This is a genomic window from Paenibacillus sp. PCH8 (assembly GCF_002968835.1).
GTDB lineage: Bacteria > Bacillota > Bacilli > Paenibacillales > Paenibacillaceae > Paenibacillus.
Window position 1 is genome coordinate 21,595 of the sequence record NZ_PKQK01000005.1, and the last position, 16,377, is coordinate 37,971.

At 46.4% G+C, this 16,377-nt stretch carries 16 protein-coding genes and 1 pseudogene; 4 read left to right on the plus strand and 13 right to left on the minus strand.

Annotated elements, in window-relative coordinates; all coding sequences use genetic code 11:
* Window positions 1–170 precede the first annotated feature (170 nt).
* The gene (locus C0Q44_RS24150; protein WP_258166531.1) at window positions 171–1,154 is read right to left on the minus strand and encodes an MBL fold metallo-hydrolase; all 984 of its coding nucleotides are present in this window, start codon (window positions 1,152–1,154) and stop codon (window positions 171–173) included.
* 26 nt (window positions 1,155–1,180) lie between these two features.
* Entirely contained in the window at window positions 1,181–1,924 is a 744-nt protein-coding gene (locus C0Q44_RS24155) for a class I SAM-dependent methyltransferase (protein ID WP_105409773.1), read from the minus strand.
* Window positions 1,925–2,340: 416 nt separating this feature from the next.
* Between C0Q44_RS24155 and C0Q44_RS24160 the strand changes: the two genes are divergently transcribed.
* A complete protein-coding gene (locus tag C0Q44_RS24160) occupies window positions 2,341–3,216 on the plus strand; it encodes a DUF72 domain-containing protein (RefSeq protein WP_105409774.1) in 876 nt (291 codons plus the stop codon).
* Between the two features lie 319 nt (window positions 3,217–3,535).
* On the opposite strand, the gene C0Q44_RS31260 is transcribed toward C0Q44_RS24160, so the two are convergent.
* The 3 genes from C0Q44_RS31260 to C0Q44_RS24170 form a co-directional block, all read right to left on the minus strand.
* On the minus strand, window positions 3,536–3,940 hold the full coding sequence (locus tag C0Q44_RS31260; protein WP_258166532.1) for a hypothetical protein: 405 nt from the start codon (window positions 3,938–3,940) through the stop codon (window positions 3,536–3,538).
* Window positions 3,941–4,154: 214 nt separating this feature from the next.
* Complete coding sequence (locus C0Q44_RS29905) at window positions 4,155–4,316, minus strand: AraC family transcriptional regulator (protein WP_146113507.1); 162 nt, start codon at window positions 4,314–4,316, stop codon at window positions 4,155–4,157.
* A complete protein-coding gene (locus C0Q44_RS24170; protein ID WP_105409775.1) occupies window positions 4,294–4,806 on the minus strand; it encodes a hypothetical protein in 513 nt (170 codons plus the stop codon). Before C0Q44_RS24170 ends, C0Q44_RS29905 begins: the two co-directional genes overlap by 23 nt.
* Window positions 4,807–5,150: 344 nt before the next feature.
* Between C0Q44_RS24170 and C0Q44_RS24175 the strand changes: the two genes are divergently transcribed.
* The 3 genes from C0Q44_RS24175 to C0Q44_RS24185 all read left to right on the plus strand — a co-directional run bounded on the left by C0Q44_RS24175 (window position 5,151) and on the right by C0Q44_RS24185 (window position 9,337).
* Window positions 5,151–6,506, plus strand: a complete 1,356-nt coding sequence (locus C0Q44_RS24175; RefSeq protein WP_105409776.1) for a dipeptidase — start codon at window positions 5,151–5,153, stop codon at window positions 6,504–6,506.
* A 512-nt stretch (window positions 6,507–7,018) separates the two neighbouring features.
* Window positions 7,019–7,594 carry a TetR-like C-terminal domain-containing protein gene (locus C0Q44_RS24180; protein WP_105409777.1) on the plus strand — a complete coding sequence of 192 codons (576 nt, stop codon included), beginning with the start codon at window positions 7,019–7,021 and terminating at the stop codon, window positions 7,592–7,594.
* 156 nt (window positions 7,595–7,750) lie between these two features.
* Window positions 7,751–9,337, plus strand: coding sequence for an oleate hydratase (locus tag C0Q44_RS24185; RefSeq protein WP_105409778.1), 1,587 nt, complete (start codon window positions 7,751–7,753; stop codon window positions 9,335–9,337).
* Window positions 9,338–9,984: 647 nt separating this feature from the next.
* On the opposite strand, the gene C0Q44_RS24190 is transcribed toward C0Q44_RS24185, so the two are convergent.
* The 8 genes and pseudogenes from C0Q44_RS24190 to C0Q44_RS24225 all read right to left on the minus strand — a co-directional run bounded on the left by C0Q44_RS24190 (window position 9,985) and on the right by C0Q44_RS24225 (window position 16,234).
* Complete coding sequence (locus C0Q44_RS24190) at window positions 9,985–10,356, minus strand: hypothetical protein (RefSeq protein WP_105409779.1); 372 nt, start codon at window positions 10,354–10,356, stop codon at window positions 9,985–9,987.
* Window positions 10,357–10,479: 123 nt separating this feature from the next.
* Window positions 10,480–11,673: an N-acetylglucosamine-6-phosphate deacetylase gene (gene nagA, locus C0Q44_RS24195; RefSeq protein WP_105409962.1), complete on the minus strand. Its 1,194-nt coding sequence runs from the start codon at window positions 11,671–11,673 to the stop codon at window positions 10,480–10,482.
* A 17-nt stretch (window positions 11,674–11,690) separates the two neighbouring features.
* Window positions 11,691–12,419 (minus strand): glucosamine-6-phosphate deaminase, encoded by a 729-nt coding sequence (gene nagB, locus C0Q44_RS24200; protein WP_105409780.1) that lies wholly within the window; start codon window positions 12,417–12,419, stop codon window positions 11,691–11,693.
* Window positions 12,420–12,423: 4 nt separating this feature from the next.
* Window positions 12,424–13,286: pseudogene (locus tag C0Q44_RS24205) on the minus strand (MurR/RpiR family transcriptional regulator).
* 229 nt (window positions 13,287–13,515) lie between these two features.
* A complete protein-coding gene (locus C0Q44_RS24210) occupies window positions 13,516–14,055 on the minus strand; it encodes a DUF4303 domain-containing protein (RefSeq protein WP_105409781.1) in 540 nt (179 codons plus the stop codon).
* 255 nt (window positions 14,056–14,310) lie between these two features.
* On the minus strand, window positions 14,311–14,535 hold the full coding sequence (locus C0Q44_RS24215) for a helix-turn-helix domain-containing protein (RefSeq protein WP_017692532.1): 225 nt from the start codon (window positions 14,533–14,535) through the stop codon (window positions 14,311–14,313).
* A 153-nt stretch (window positions 14,536–14,688) separates the two neighbouring features.
* On the minus strand, window positions 14,689–15,627 hold the full coding sequence (locus C0Q44_RS24220) for a nucleotidyl transferase AbiEii/AbiGii toxin family protein (protein WP_105409782.1): 939 nt from the start codon (window positions 15,625–15,627) through the stop codon (window positions 14,689–14,691).
* Between the two features lie 73 nt (window positions 15,628–15,700).
* On the minus strand, window positions 15,701–16,234 hold the full coding sequence (locus tag C0Q44_RS24225) for a type IV toxin-antitoxin system AbiEi family antitoxin domain-containing protein (RefSeq protein ID WP_258166534.1): 534 nt from the start codon (window positions 16,232–16,234) through the stop codon (window positions 15,701–15,703).
* Between the last annotated feature and the right edge of the window lie 143 nt (window positions 16,235–16,377).

Below are 16,377 nucleotides of genomic sequence, written 5' to 3' on the forward strand. Positions count from 1 at the left end.
TTCTAAGACACGCCCTAGCGAAGTTCATAGATGTATCATAGGCGTGCTGGCTTAAAAATAGATGAATGAACCGTTAAGAAAGGCTAAAAAGGCCCAGAACAGGTGAATTTCCTGTCCCGAGCCTCTATATAAGATCACATTATCATTTCATATCGATATCATCATTCCGTTTAGATTTGAAAATAGAACGTACCATCCGGTTGCTGCTCTTGCTTCGCTACTTCTCGTCGAATTAACTCCTGCAGATGCGCGAGCGTCTCACTCATGGCAAAACGAAGTTGATGGGTACCAAGCCGATTGCCAAACATGTGCACACAGAGGTCATACGCGTTCGCTGGGTGCTCCCGTAGCTGTTCAGTCATCTTCTGAAGACGTTCCTCATGGTGTGCGAGCAGCTGAACGGTCCGTTCGGTGAACGTGGAAAAAGGATTTCGATGCCCTGGGTACGCCTGCTTGACATGCAGACCTCCTAGACGATGCAATCCTTCCATATAAGATTGTAAAGGCTGAGGGTCACTGCCTGGTTGCAGACTGATATTCGGTGAAATCTGTGGCAAAACCGCATCCCCGCACAGAATCTCCAGAAATTCAGGAGCGTAAAAGGATATATGCCCTGGGGCATGTCCACCCGTCTCGACAGCGACCCACTGTTTTCCGCCCATATCAAGCCATTCACCATCTTCGATGGGTGTGATACCCGGAAGGGGTGTGATCTGCGAAATAAATGTCTTCATATGTTCATGCATCTGTCCAGTCATATCTTCCGGCATACCGTGACGACCAAAATAATCAGGCAAGGTTGTACTCATGCTCGACTGAGGTCTCCACATCACATCGGCCTCCTGACGGGATCGTGTGGACATTCGAACGGGTGCACCCGTCATCTGTTGCATCCATCCCGATAGTCCGAGGTGATCCGGGTGATGGTGGGTCAGTACAATTTGACGAATATCTCCGAATGTCAGGCCGAGCCCCTCCAACGTGTCGTACCACTCCTGTTCCGTTCCCGGATTTCGCGGTCCCGGGTCTACGATGGTGATGCCTCCATCCGGTTCGGATAACACATAACTATTGACCCAACGCAAGGGAAAAGACATGGTAACCTTCACCCGATACATTCCCTCTGTAACCGGTATCTCTTCTGTTCGTTTCAATGGTATTCCCCTTCCGTACGGTCTGTTCACTCCACAGGGCGATGACCCACAAAAATCATACGTGGGGAAGTCTGCTCATCATATTTTTCTTCATCATAGCCGCCATGCACCTGATCCACCTGAAGTCCTGCTTCACTTAACAGCTGGCTCAGTTGTTCCCGTGTATACAGCTTGACACGTTCCTGATATGTCCGCGGTTCATCGCCGGATGTGGTATCCATGATCCGAATTTCCTTTTGCACGAAACCATCTTCAATCTTGCGGAACTCCTCAATTCGCTGGCCTTCATCCTCCCGAACGGAGTGTGACACCAGATGACGAGTCACATAAGCGGTATTCATAAAATCAATAATGTAGCTGCCACCCGGCCGAAGCATGCGATGAATGGCGCATAACACTTTGAGTTGTTCTCCGTCCTCAAGGAAATAACCAAACGAGGTAAACAGGTTGACTACAGCGTCAAAGCCACCTTCCAGCGGGAGTTCGCGCATGTCGGCATGGCACCACGATACTCGATGTTCGATATCCATTAGGCGGGCTTCGCGAAGAAGCACATCGGACAGGTCGATTCCAGTTACTTTCAATCCTGCATCCGCCAGGGCCAGTGAGTGCCTCCCCATACCGCAGCATAGATCCAACACTTCTGAATCAGGCTCAAGCTTCAACCAATTGATCATCTTATGTACTTCCTGACAGGCACCCTGCACATCCCGATGCTTGTACACGAGAAGATAATCTTCTCCAAAACTCTTTTTATACCATTCGGTCATTCGTTCTCGCCCTCCACCTGGTCACCGACCCTACTGCCTGTCATACGCTGTCGTACAGGTCTGAGTATTTCCACTAAGCTTTCATTGATTGTACCGTCTTTACCCTTCAAACTCAAAAAACTCCAATACTAGGACGTCTCTCCACATTGAACAGCCAAAATCCACACGATATAATGTTAAACATACGCATGGCCCTGCGAATCGGTTAACTATAAGAGGTTGTTCAAAAAGCCCGCTTTTGATTACGAAGGATGCCTAGTGGCATCATCAGCATCGAATATGGAATTCAGCCGAAATGTCCGTTGCTCACGTAGTCTCCCTACGCTCCGCTACTCCATTTCTAGCTTCATCCCATCTTCTCGGTACTGAAAACCGTTCTTTTTGAAAGCGTACTATAAGCAACAGGAGGTGTTCTTATGATTCGCATTGGACTTACCGGATGGGGAGATCAGGAAGATCTCTATCCAAACCGTACCAAAGCCAAAGACAAGCTCAGTCTATACGGACAATACTTCTCCACCGTGGAGGTGGACAGCTCCTTCTACGCCGTTCAGCCGCGGGACCGGATGGCACGGTGGGCCGCTGAAACGCCGGATTCCTTTGCTTTTATCATCAAAGCCTATCAGGGGATGACCGGACATCTGCGCGGCAAACCTTACTTCACCAGCACGTCGGAGATGTATAAAGCTTTTCGGGAATCACTGGAGCCCGTGATTGAAGCAGGCAAGATGCAGGCAGCTTTATTTCAATTTCCGCCGTGGTTTGAGTGCAATAAGGACAATGTGAATGAGCTTCGAGAAGTGAAACTTCGAATGGAGGGCATTCCGTGCGCCCTCGAATTCCGCCATCGCAGCTGGTATGAGGATAGTATGCGTGAGCGGACGCTCGCGTTTATGAAGGAGCAAGGCTGGATTCACAGCGTCTGTGACGAACCTCAGGCGGGTCCAGGTTCCATTCCCATCGTGCCACAGGCCACGGATTCGGACATGACACTGGTTCGCATGCACGGACGCAATGTATCTGGCTGGCATCAGAATGGTGCGCCCAACTGGCGCGAGACCCGTTATTTGTACCGTTACAGCAAGGACGAGCTGTTGGAGTGGAAAGATTATCTGGAGCAGTTGCAGAAGCAGAGCAAGGATGTCTATGTTATTTTCAACAACAACTCCGGTGGTGATGCAGCGGCCAATGCTCAGATGATGATGGAATTGCTGGATCAGCCGGTGCAGCCTTTTCCAGACCGTACTGAACCGGAAAAGGAAGCTGGACCGGAGCAGCTCGAATTATTTTAAAATCTTATCAACGATGTACCAGAATAACCTTCCAATCGCTGTTATCCCCAGATTTTTTGGATTCCCTTCACGCAAGGGAAAATCCGGTGATAAAGGCGAAGCAGATGCTTCCGATACAGCTTTCTTTCAGAAAGCTTTTAGCTTCGCTTGTTCAGATTTTTTCTGTCCTCTCCGTTATCGTGTAAAAGATTCGTTCAACTTATATAGTTCGCTGATTAAAATTCTAATATGGAACTTCAATAACTAAAAGCGGCAAGCCTGAGGGCCTTGCCGCTTTTATTAGCTCGTTATTCATGTACAAAAGTTGCCTACTTCTCTGTTATTCGGAACGGATCAGCGTTGAGCCGTTGGTACCGAAGAGTTGAGAGATGCCTCGCAGAGTTGCTGGTTCATTTGATACACCTCGACACCTGCCAAAAGTACAATCCCGATCCCATAGACCATAGCGATCAAACGAAGTACTCAGGCTAATATGGTCCAGCACATACTGGATATAATCATCACGTCCCAATTCCTGTCCCGTCTGGAGCAGTCCAAGCAGGGTAACGCCAAGCGGATAATTCCACTTTCCGTAATGGGTATTCTCCAGGTAAGGACGAACATGGGTTTGAGGCAGATCTACCCGCCAATATACACCTTGTGCGCCATCATCAAATACGGTATTCGTTACCACAATGTCGGCGTGAGAGGGCTCCTCACTATACAGCCGATCTTTTTCCGACAACCTTCATTTTTTGCACCCATCGGTTAACAGGACTGAAAAGCCCGCTATAGCGCCATTCACACCTGACATGGTACATCTCGTAGTATGGGGAATTGAACATTTTTGCGGGTTTATCCTTCTTTGTATGGCGGTACACAATGAAAAAAACGGCATCCACAACTGTGGATACCGCTCAAAGAAAGATGACAGGCGCATAACCGACTGCTGTCTATCGCTATTGTCCGAACCATCGATCGCGATACTGACTCGGCGTTACACCCTCCTTTTTCTTGAAAATCCGATTAATATAACTGTGCTGATATCCCACAGCTACGGCAACGTCATCACCAGCTTGACCGGCAAAGTGACCGAAGTCAAAGGGGCTGATTGCCTTCATCCGTATGCAATAAACTATGATTCATCGAATGTGTTATATCGCTGTTCGTGTTGGACACCCAGTCTGTCCAGTACACATGGTTGCCCATGGTCAGATAACGGTCATATGCCTGTACTCTGGCTTCATCTTTCAATTTGGTATAGTCCCGATTAAACAGGATCGGCTGCGGTTCTTGCAAATATAGCTGCGCTGATTTGATCAGTGGATGCGAACCCTGCAACACATATAATGTAGTCACAATCTCCTGAGTTTCATTGAAATAATAAATAAATTCCAGCGTCCGCAGTGCATCGCCAAACCTCGGTTCAAACGCCCAATGGGATAAGGTCATCTCCAGATAAGCCAGTTGGTCGTCCACATTACGTGCCCGATTCTCGATCTGGTTCTGATGCATCCGGTTAAATTCTGTCTCCATCCGGCCAACGACCTGTTGATACATGACGATGCCTGTGATTAACCCCGGAATGCTGGCAATGAGTAAGATCAGCATTAGGCTGTTTCGGTAAAATCGTCCTTTATGTCTTCCCGCCTTCAAACCGGATAACCACTTGAATCTGCCAGAAAACCCTTCTCTTCTATTCGGTTCCAGCGGTGCTCACCTGCCTGCTTGCATAGGGTCTGACTGTCATCGAATCTTCCTCAACTCCCCTGTTGAATGGTAGACCTGCTGGCATACATCTGAGAATATATGGATAACATCCGTTTCCTGTATTACACACACAATCTTCGCATGAATGAAACGGTGCGTAACGGATCATTTTTTAACCAATGTTTTATTAACATGGCAAAATGGATTACAATGAGATATAGCAAACATGAAGGAGGATCTTTTAAATGAAAGAACAGACTTATTTTGAACAAAATAGAGAGAAACATCTGGCAGAACTGAATGAATGGTTATCCATTCCAAGTATTTCCGCCATTTCCGACCATAAAGAGGATATTAATCGTGCAGCACAATGGGCAGCTGATGCGCTCACACGTGCAGGTATGGAAAATGTAGAGGTCATCCACACGGCTGGTCATCCCATTGTCTATGCAGACCACCTGCATGCTCCCGGCAAACCGACAGCTCTGATCTACGGACACTACGATGTACAACCTGTCGATCCGCTGAATCTGTGGGATACGCCTCCTTTCGAACCAACCGTTCGTGATGGCAAGCTGTATGCCCGTGGCGCAACGGATGACAAAGGACAGATTTTCCTACATATCAAGGCCGTGGAAGCCATGCTTGCCGAGAACAACGAACTTCCGGTTAACGTGAAATTCTGTATCGAAGGCGAAGAGGAAATCTCCAGCCCGAACTTGCCGATCTATCTGAATGAACATACGGACAAGTTGCGTGCAGACATGGTATTGATCTCGGATACGTCTCTGCTCGAAAAAGGAAAACCGGCAATCTCCACTGGACTGCGCGGCTTATGCTCCCTTCATGTGGATCTGAACACAGCGAATACAGACTTGCACTCCGGATCATTCGGCGGTGGTGTACCGAACGCACTGCATGCCCTCGTGTCCCTGCTCGCTTCATTGCATGATGAGCAAGGCCGTGTAAGTGTAGATGGTTTCTATGATGGTGTTCTGCCATTGTCCCCTGAGATGAGAGAGGAATTCGTGAAGCAAGGCTTCAATGAAGAACAGCTTCGCCAAGACCTTGGTCTGGAGCAATTGTACGGCGAAGAAGGTTACTCTTTCGTGGAACGTATTGGCGCACGTCCAACGCTGGAACTGAACGGCATATGGGGTGGCTTCCAGGGTGAGGGCAGTAAAACCGTTATTCCGAAGGAAGCTCATGCCAAAATTACATGCCGCCTCGTTGCGGACCAAGATCCACAACATGTGCTGGACCGCATTGAAGCCCACCTGCGCACTCACGTTCAACCGGGCGCAACGCTTCATGTGAAACAGATCGAGAAGGCCTTTGCGTTCAACACCGACCCTACCGATCCTGTACTGCAAAAAGCAGCGGATGCGTATGAGAAAGTGTATGGTGTACGTGCCCTCTTTACCAAAGACGGCGGCTCCATTCCGATTGTTGAGAAGCTTTCCCGTGTACTCGGTGTACCTGCCGTGATGATGGGCTTTGGTTTGCCGGATGAGAATCTGCATGCACCGAACGAACACTTCAACCTGGAGAACTTTGATAAAGGGTTGTTGACGATTGTTGAGTTTATGAAGAGTTTGTAAAAGTTAAAACACACACTTACACGGAGGTCACTACGCGGGGAGAATAAGCCTCCGATCGCTGTTATCCCCTGATTTCTTTGATTTCCTTTTCTAAAAGGGAGAAATCTGGTGATAGCATATGCTTCCGAAGTAGCTTTCTTACAGAAAGCTTGTAGGCGAACGCTTCGCTTCTTCAGCTTTTTTCTCCCCACTCCGTGAACGTGTAAATTATTTATTTAACTCATTACAGTGGGCTGTAAGGATTGCGAACAAGTGGCTACCTGTAAGCCGTCTGGTTATTAAAAGAAATTGATTGCTAAAGAAACGATGGCCTATAAGGTTGTCGTTTCTTTAGCAATCAATTCATGCATTAGTTCAATGCTAGTACGAGGAATTATCTTCTATGTTGAGGACTACATTGATCGTTTTCTTTTATCTTGCAGTGATGAATGATATTACATATTTAGGTTCTGGATGTTAATCTCTTTGTTGGGTTCCCAGCAAGCCTAAATCTCAATAATGAGGTGAATATTGTGTCTGCTTCTCACCTAACGAAAAATGCGCTGGCTCATTCGCTTAAATCACTGATGGAGCATACTCCACTGAACAAAATTACGGTCAAACATCTGGTTGACGATTGCGGAGTGAACCGACAAACCTTTTATTATCATTTTCAGGATATTTACGCGCTGCTTGGGTGGATCTATAAGACTGAAGCGGTGGAAAGCCTGACGGAGTATCGAAGCTACAACACATGGACGGATGGATTTCACAAAATCTTCTGCTACATTGAGAATAACAAGTCGTTCTGCTGCAACACACTCGACTCACTTGGACGTGCCCATCTGGATGTGTACCTCTATGACGTGACCTGTGATCTAATTATGGGCGTCATTGATGAGTTGGCCTGTGGAATACAAGTTCGTAGCGAGGACAGACAGTTCGTTGCCAACTTCTATACGCTGGCTTTCACTGGGCTAATTATTCAGTGGATGAGAAATGACATGAAAGAACCGCCAAAACAGATTATTGAGAAGCTCAGTGAGCTGATCGAAGGCAATGTCCTGAGAGCACTACACCGATATGAAAATAAGCTACCATCCCCTTGAGAATGTGCGGCTTTTTTCACATGAGATTTCGTGACTAAAAGTTAGACACTTTTCCAAAAGTGACTAAAAAATAGACACTCACGTTCTTTTGGCCATACCTTACTTCTCCTGCAAGGTTTACATTAGGAATGTGATTACAGTAACTTTTGGAGGCGAATGATCGTGAAAAAAGAACACGGTAATAAACAGGTCTATTTGGTAGGCGGCGGCATTGCATCGTTGGCGGGTGCAGCATATCTGGTCAGAGACTGTGACTTTCCTGGGCAGAACATTCACATTATTGAAGAAATGCCGATTCTCGGCGGCAGTAATGACGGGGCCGGGAATCCCGATCAAGGTTATATTATCCGCGGCGGGCGGATGCTTAATGATGAGGCCTATGAAAATCTCTGGGAGCTACTGGCTTCCATCCCCTCCATCGATCATCCCGACAAGTCTGTTCGACAAGAAATTACCGAATTTGACGATGCTAATCCCACACACTCTCAAGCGCGGCTCATCAACCGTGACGGCAAAGTCGAGGATGTGCTGTCCATGGGATTTGATATGGCAGATCGACTGGCGATGGGCAAACTGATTGTTACTCCCGAAGACAAGCTGGGTAAGCTGCGGATTAACGACTTGTTTGGCCCGCACTTCTTCCAAACGAACTTCTGGTACATGTGGGCAACCACCTTTGCTTTCCAGCCTTGGCACAGCGCCGTGGAATTCAAACGATACATGCTCCGCTTTTTCCACGAATTCCCAAGAATTCAAACACTGGAAGGTGTCACTCGCACACCGTTCAACCAATATGACTCGATCATCCTGCCTCTGCAAAGATACCTGGAGCCGTTCGGCGTAGACTTTACGCTGAAATGCACCGTCACCGATCTCGACTTCCAAGACGGCGATGGCATTACGGTCACTCGGATGCATGTACGCCGAAACGGTGCCGAGGAATTCTTTGACATTCAAGAGGGCGATCTGGTCATCGTAACGAACGGCTCGATGACCGAAGGAGCAGACCTTGGCTCCATGACTTCCGCTCCGCAGCTGAAAGGCAAGGGCAGTTCATGGAAGCTGTGGGAGAACATTGCGGCCAAGCAACCGTTGCTGGGTAATCCGTCTTCATTTAACGACCATGTGGATAAGTCCAAATGGGAATCGTTCACCGTCACCTTCCATGATTCAGTCTTCTTCGATCTGATGGAGAAATTCACGCGTAACCGGGCAGGTACCGGGGCTCTGGTTACCTTTAAAGATTCCAGCTGGTTCATGTCCGTCGTTCTCGCCTTCCAACCGCATTTCCGCGGTCAGCCGGAGCATGTCAAGGTGTTCTGGGGTTACGGATTGTACCCGGATAATGTAGGCGACTATGTGAAAAAAAGAATGTGCGATTGTACGGGCGAGGAGATCATGCAGGAGTTAATCGGCCATCTTCATTTCCAGGAGCATCAAGAGGCGATCATGGCTACAGCTAACTGCATTCCGTGCATGATGCCTTACATTACATCCCAATTCATGCCAAGACTGAACAGCGACAGACCGAAGGTTGTGCCTGAAGGCTCCACCAATCTGGCCTTCATCAGCCAATTCTGTGAAATTCCCGACGACGTGGTATTCACGGAAGAATATTCAGTCCGGGCGGCGCGGATCGCCGTGTACACCCTGCTTGGAGAGAATCGTCCAATTGAGCCGATCAACCAGTACCAGTATGATGTTCGGACGCTGTTCAGCAGCTTTGTGACTTCGTTCAGATAAAGATTTGAGATAAGGATTTGGCATGAGATGAGTTGGTTGTACTATGCGACTCAGTGGTCTACGGGGGAGGGCGAGCAGTCTGGCCTGAGGATCAGTGAAGTTAAGTGGCTAATGATTGATTTGTAGATGTAGCCGTTATACCAAACACAAAGAGAGCCCCTTCAGTAATGATAAGGCGCTCTCTTTTTCGTTAATTATATAAGCCAAACTATTGTAACGATAGCATATCTGCCTACAAGTAGCGCTCGCTGGATCTTCTGGCTGGATATAAGAGTGGTCGAACATGTGGTGGAGCCCAGTATGCCTATTGGGATTGGAAGGTTTCTTTATAACGCCCGTCTAACGAATCACACACGCCCTATTGCTCAAATATCGCAAATTTGAAAATGTAACGAATCGTATACACCTTATTTACGCCGAAAACATGCTTTTGCACCTAAATATCGCGAGTTGCGATGAGATAGCGTGCCTGAGGTTCGTTAGATTTTGAATAGCTGCGAAATCATTGAAATAAGGTGTCTCCGATTCGTTAGCACAGCGGCACTCTGGAGAAGACTACTCGTGCAAATACAATCCAATCCATTTCTTACTGTCGATCCATTCTAGTCAATTCATTTCCTCTTAATGTTAATGCTGTTCCTGTTTTCTTATGTGCGAAACGTCGTGAACTTCAGCATGTGCACAAGCTTGGACAAATGTGTGATTTCCTGCTGGACTCCAGAGGTATCTGTACCTGCCATCGCTTGGTTCGCCCGCAGCGTTCTGCGCGTGTTCAACATACCCTCAATCAGTTTCATGACCGTGTTGCGTCCACGATGATCCACAATCATATACTTTTTGAGTGCGTCCAGTTCGACCCATACGATGTTGCTGAATGATGTGAACAGATGCTTGCGATACTGCTCCATATCGGTCTCATTGTAATGCTCACCATAAAAGGCATAGTATCCGTGTATGTGCAATTTCTCCGCTAGCACTGTGATAAACGGATCATGTTCGAGCATAGCGTTACGTTCCATGTTTCACGCCTCCGTTATGCGTGATCCGCAGATCCCGTCTTTTTGAGATCTATTTTAACATATTATCCGGGGCATTTCCTCTCAGGCAGTAACTGACAGTGCTGATCCTTCCCGATCCCAAGCTCACTCGCCCATTCGTCTGCCCTTCACCCACACACCCTCAATATCCAGCTCCGCATTCAGCAAAACGAAATCTGCCTGTTTTCCTTGAGCCAGGGAACCTGTCCGGTGATCAATCCCAAGCAGACGTGCAGGGGTCAGACTGGCTGCCCGAGAAGCAGCATTCAGACTCATACCTACTTCCTGCACCAGATACCGGAAACCACGAATCATCGTCAGCGTACTTCCAGCCAGTGCGCCGCCTTCTTTCAGTCTGGCCTCACCATGCTTCACGATTACAGGCAAGTCGCCAATCTTATACTCCCCATCATCCAGTCCCGCAGCAGACATCGCATCCGTAATTAACACGAGTTGATCATCATGTTGCTTCAGTTGAGCCAAAATGGAGATTGCCGCAGGATGCACATGAATGCCGTCAGCAATCACCTCGGCACTGATGCGCGGATCACTCAGAACAGCTCCAGCCGCTCCGGGATTCCGATGATGCAGCGGTGTCATGGCATTGAACGTATGTACCGCATGATGCAGGCCAGCTTCGACTGCCCGCTCCACTTCTTCATAAGTCGCATCGGTATGACCGAGTGCTGCAGTAATCCGCTGTTCACGCAGCCATGAGATAACTTCCAGCGCGCCTTCACGTTCCGGTGCCAATGTCACTTGACGGATCAGGCCAGGATATTGCTTCTCCCATGCTTCAAGCCAGGAAACATCAGGTAGCATGATATGCTCCGGGTTTTGTGCGCCAGGCCATTTCGGACTAAAGAACGGCCCTTCCAGATGTACGCCCTCAAGCTGTGCGTACTGCATGGGGCCGGAACGATAGCGGTCCACTTCAGCAAGTACATTATCCAGACGTTCTTTGGGAGCAGTCATGGAGGTCGCAAGCATCGCTGTTGTGCCCTGTGTACTATGAAAAGAAGTGATCTTGTCCAATACTTCCGGGTCGGCATCCATGAAGTCTTCTCCGTTCCCACCATGCACATGGATATCAATGAATCCCGGTACGATTATACTTTGTTCAGGTACAGAAACAGATACGGCTTCACGCCGAATAGACTCGGGCAAGCCTTCCGGCAGGCCCGCATAGAGAATTTTTCCGTTACCCCAGACGAGTACACCCTGTTCTACAACGCCGTCCGGCAGCACCATTTTACCCTGAAGAAGAGAAATGGGTTCATGACGCTCCGTTCCGTTCATATCTCCATTCGATGCAATCATCTCACCAGCCTCCCTGCGGCACGGTCCAGCAAGACCACCACATTCGGATGACATTGCAAAAGCGATGCTGGGCAAGCTGTCGTTATGGGTCCCATGAACGCCTCGCGAATAATCTCGGCTTTCTCCTCTCCACGGGCGATGAGCAGAATCTGTTTGGCTTTCAGAATGGTACCCACACCCATCGTAATGGCCTGAACCGGAACTTGATCAATACTGTCGAAGTAGCGTGCGTTGGCCTTTCTCGTCTCTTCTTTTAGATCCACGACATGTGTTCGTCCGGTCAGCTCGGTTCCTGGTTCATTGAAACCAATATGGCCATTATGTCCGATGCCCAGCAATTGAAGGTCTACCGGTCCACGATCATCCAGCCTTTGTTCATAGGAATTACATTCTTGTTCCAGATCGTTAGCCTGGCCATCAGGCACATGAGTTTTGGTTGGATCGATATCAATATGACGGAATAATTGTTCGTTCATGAAACTGCGGTAACTTTCCCGATGTTCCGTTGGAAGTCCGACATACTCATCCAGATTAAAGGAAGAAGCCTGAGCGAAACTGACCAGTCCCTTTTGATACAACGTAATTAGCTGTTTATATATACCTACAGGAGAACTTCCCGTTGCAAGTCCGAGGACGGCTCGTGGTTTCGTCTGTAATAAACTGGCGATGACTCCAGCACCCATGGCGTTCAAATCTTCTTCATTTTCAAAAATACGTATATTCATCTGGTTAAGCACCTCCGTTGTGTTGTACGCGATAAGACTGCACGTTGTGATAGGATTGTTCCAGTCTGGGGATAAAACGGTCGAAGTCGGCACTCACCATGCCCGTGAACAAAATATCGACCACATGCAGCAGTGCAATACGTGAAGCCATATCGCCCCGCCTCATGCCCTCTTCCAGAGAAGACGTGAAGAGTGGGATATCCGAGACGGTTGCGAGTGTATTATTGCCATAAGAAGTCAGTGAAATCGTTGAAGCTCCAGCCTGTTTGGCACAATGCAGTGCATCAATAGTCTCCGGCGTTTCTCCTGAATAAGATACGGCCATCGCCACATCCCCTCGGCCAGCGAAGATGCCGATGTAATCTGCATGTGTGAATCCGAGAAGGCAGTACAGCTCTTGCCGATGCGCACCAGTTTCTGATAGAAATCCTGCGTGACAATAGACGAAGTAGCTACACCGTACAGATCAATGCGAGGAGCCTTGCATAATAGTTGAACCGCATGCTCCAATCTGCCCAAGTCCAGCAAACGGGTGGTATCTGCGATGGATGCAAGGTGGTTCGCCTCAATGGCTGCAACAATTTTGGAAAGCGGGTTGCCTGCTACGATATCCTGATACGCCGTTTCATCGGAAGAATGGGACAATTCTGCGGCGAGTTTCATTTTGAAATCAGGAAATCCTTTGAAATGAAACGATTTGCAAAAGCGGGTTACCGTCGCCGCACTCGTTCCACTCTGCTGTGCCAGATGACTAATCGTCCAGCCGGGAATGTCCGATGGAGATTCCATGATGACTTCGGCAATGCGTCGTTCCTGAGACGGAAGGTTATTCAGTTCTTGTTGCAACGCATGTAATATGGCTGCCATAGGTCCCTCACTTCATGAAAATTATTTTTATATATTTTTAATTAAAAAGGAAAATCATTTTTATAACTTCATTTTAATCAAGACGATTCAGCAAATCAAGAGGATTTTCCTTCAAATGAATACAAACTTGTAATTTTAAGAATTCACTTATTTTCTTTTTGGAAAGTAAAAAAAGCCTCACCCCATTCTTTTGGATAGGAATAGGGAAAGACTTGGGTGCTACTAAAGCTCAGTTCAATTCATCGTATCGTGTAAGAAATCCACTTACCAAGCTGTCTGCTGTCATTTGTTGAACAGATTGATTTTCAATGTCCTCAGCCATATCATCATCTGTCATCGATATGAAGAACGTAATGTCCCCTTTGACTTGTCCATATCGGGCAAAAACGTCATCTGCTGTCTCATTTACAACTTCGGCGATAATTCTAATGATCTCATCCTTATACTTCTGAACCTCTTCTGTTGCATACAACAATCGGCTGATGTGGTTAAAGTGCGTATCCTCTCCATACTGATATTCGGAGCAGCCCCATCTATAATAGATTTCGTCCTGCTCGCTGTCGCACAACTCCTGTTCCTTCATATCGGTGATATGTTTGCTCAATGACTCCTCTGTATTTACCGTCATAAACAGCGTTACCCAATCGCTGTCCGTTCCAAAGGCACAAGCATATACTTTTTCATGCTGCACCTTAGCCAGCGTTTGTTCCAGATCGGGTAGAAAACCCGCTCTAAAATGGTCTTCAAATTCATTTAAGAAACGGTCCAATTAGATCATCCTTTCTACCAGTGATTCACTTTCAAGCCTTACCTACTGCCTTATCTGCTTCAAATATGTAATCATTATGGTCTACTAAAATGTTTAAAACAAGCAATGCTGCACTTCGGATTTCCCCTCAATTTATTGTTAATTCCCTCACTTCATCGTCCATACCAGCAAAAAAGCCTTGCCCCATTCTTCATGATAAAGAATAGAGAAAGGCTTTCATGCTGCTACTTCATTCATCCTAACTGTAATTCGCAACTAAATCTTCAGTTCTCCAAGCTTAATCAGCTCGACAACTGCCTGCGAACGACCCTTAACATTGAGTTTCTGCATCACATTCGAAATATGGTTACGCACCGTTTTCTCGCTGATGAATAACTGCCCTGCGATGTCACGCGTTGTTTTGTCTTGAACCAGTAATTCGAATACTTCGCGTTCACGGTGGGTTAACAAAAATTTGCTTTTATGATCGATACCCTTCAATGTTCACCCCTCCTTGCTCGGGTTGTGTTGGTGTAACAAGGTTAAGGGGATACAGTCAACTCATCTTATGTCAGCTCAGGGGCGTTGGTTCAGTTTTATAAGAAAAATGGGCAGGAATTTGCATACATCGCTCTATAATAGTTGGTGCATGTTTCATAAACTTATGTATGAATCAGTATTATTCATCCACGCTCTTTTTGTATAACTCCAACACCTGAAAAACTCTTTCTCATCAATTATTGAATGATAAACAGGTTCAAGAAAAGAAACAAGAGCATCCATCACATCCTGAAATGCAAGTTGCTCTTCAATCCCTAAACGACGCAGAAAAACCTGCCACTGTTTTGTCCGACCTTCATCTTTAGCAAATTCTTCAAGAAACAGAGGATGCTCTTTTTCTAATATTGTGCCACGTTGTTGGAAGGTTTCAGACACTGCCTCGTAAAGAATTCGACCATCAAAGTTGTTCGTTGTTAACAGCGTATAAATATCATAAAAATCCTTCATCCGACTATTCATCACAGACAATGTAATCATGGCTTCAAATTTTTCTGAAATGACGGATTCCTTCGAGTAGGCTTGTACTTGTGGTGCTGCCATATCCAGTAGAACAGGATATTCAATAAGCTGCGGCTTAGGGACCACCACATCGCCAAATCCAATATCAAACTGCAAGCTTTTTCTCATCCGCCCTAGAAGAGCGGTTACCTTAATTCTTACGCCCTCATAATCAGCATCTTCTTTAATTCTCTCCGTTGTCATTTCATCCAACTGAAATACAATACCATCCGTGGGAACAGCTATTGAGCAAATGGAGACAAATGACTCTCTTAATAAATCCAGCTCATTAGCAATCTGTCTGGCGAGAAAATCAACGTCTTTGGTTGGACGTGCCTTGAACTGGGTTTGTGAGAACAGAAACAACCCACCCTTTAAAATGAATCTATCCCTGTACTCAGAAATGGATAAACGATACAAAAATCGCTCCTGAAAATAAAGCAATAGTAAAGTATCAAACGCTCTCCCTGATTTTTTCGCTATATTTTTCAAGCGTTCAGAAACAGAGGCGGAGATATTTTTAATCTCGCTCATCAGATCAGCACCTCCAGATACTTTTGCAAAACCGTTCGAATTCGTAGCTTATCAGCATAGGAGACAAGCTTTGTTATATTTTTGTGGGAGATTGAAGGTAATTCCTCAGCCCTTCCTTCATCAAATCAATTCCAATTTTTTCACGATACCTCACCATATCACAAATTGTTTTTTCACGATCATAAATTTTAACCGCCCAGCCATCGATACAGACTTCATCAATTCCAATTTTGTATTGAGCATCTGCAAAATAGATTACCTTAATAGGAGGATAGTTTGGAAGCTTTGGCTTTTTACCGCCTCGATGAATAGAAATCTGATATTCCCATGAATTGTAAGTTGTCAGTTCATAGAAAGAGAGCGCAGAGAGAAGACATATAACCCCTTTGGGAACCAGCTTTGATACTTCAACCATTTCATTGGGCGGTTCGTTAAATTGACCAGACTGTCGGTAAATACCCTGCTTTACTCGTTCAATTTCACCATTGGATTCCAGCTTTTTTATGTAATAAGGAGATATACCCGCCATAATGAAATCTTTTGTTCGAGCAAAACCATGATGTTCTTTCAGCACTCGTATTGCTGCAGTTACAATCTGCTCGTTCATAAACTCACCACCGTTCACATTTGCTAAAGAATTATTTAATACAGAAGGTATTCTAGTTTACTAAGTAGATTCCTTTTATTATTTACAAAAAGTTCTGCACTTAGACGAATGAGCAGAGAAAAAACCAAAACAATTCAATTCAT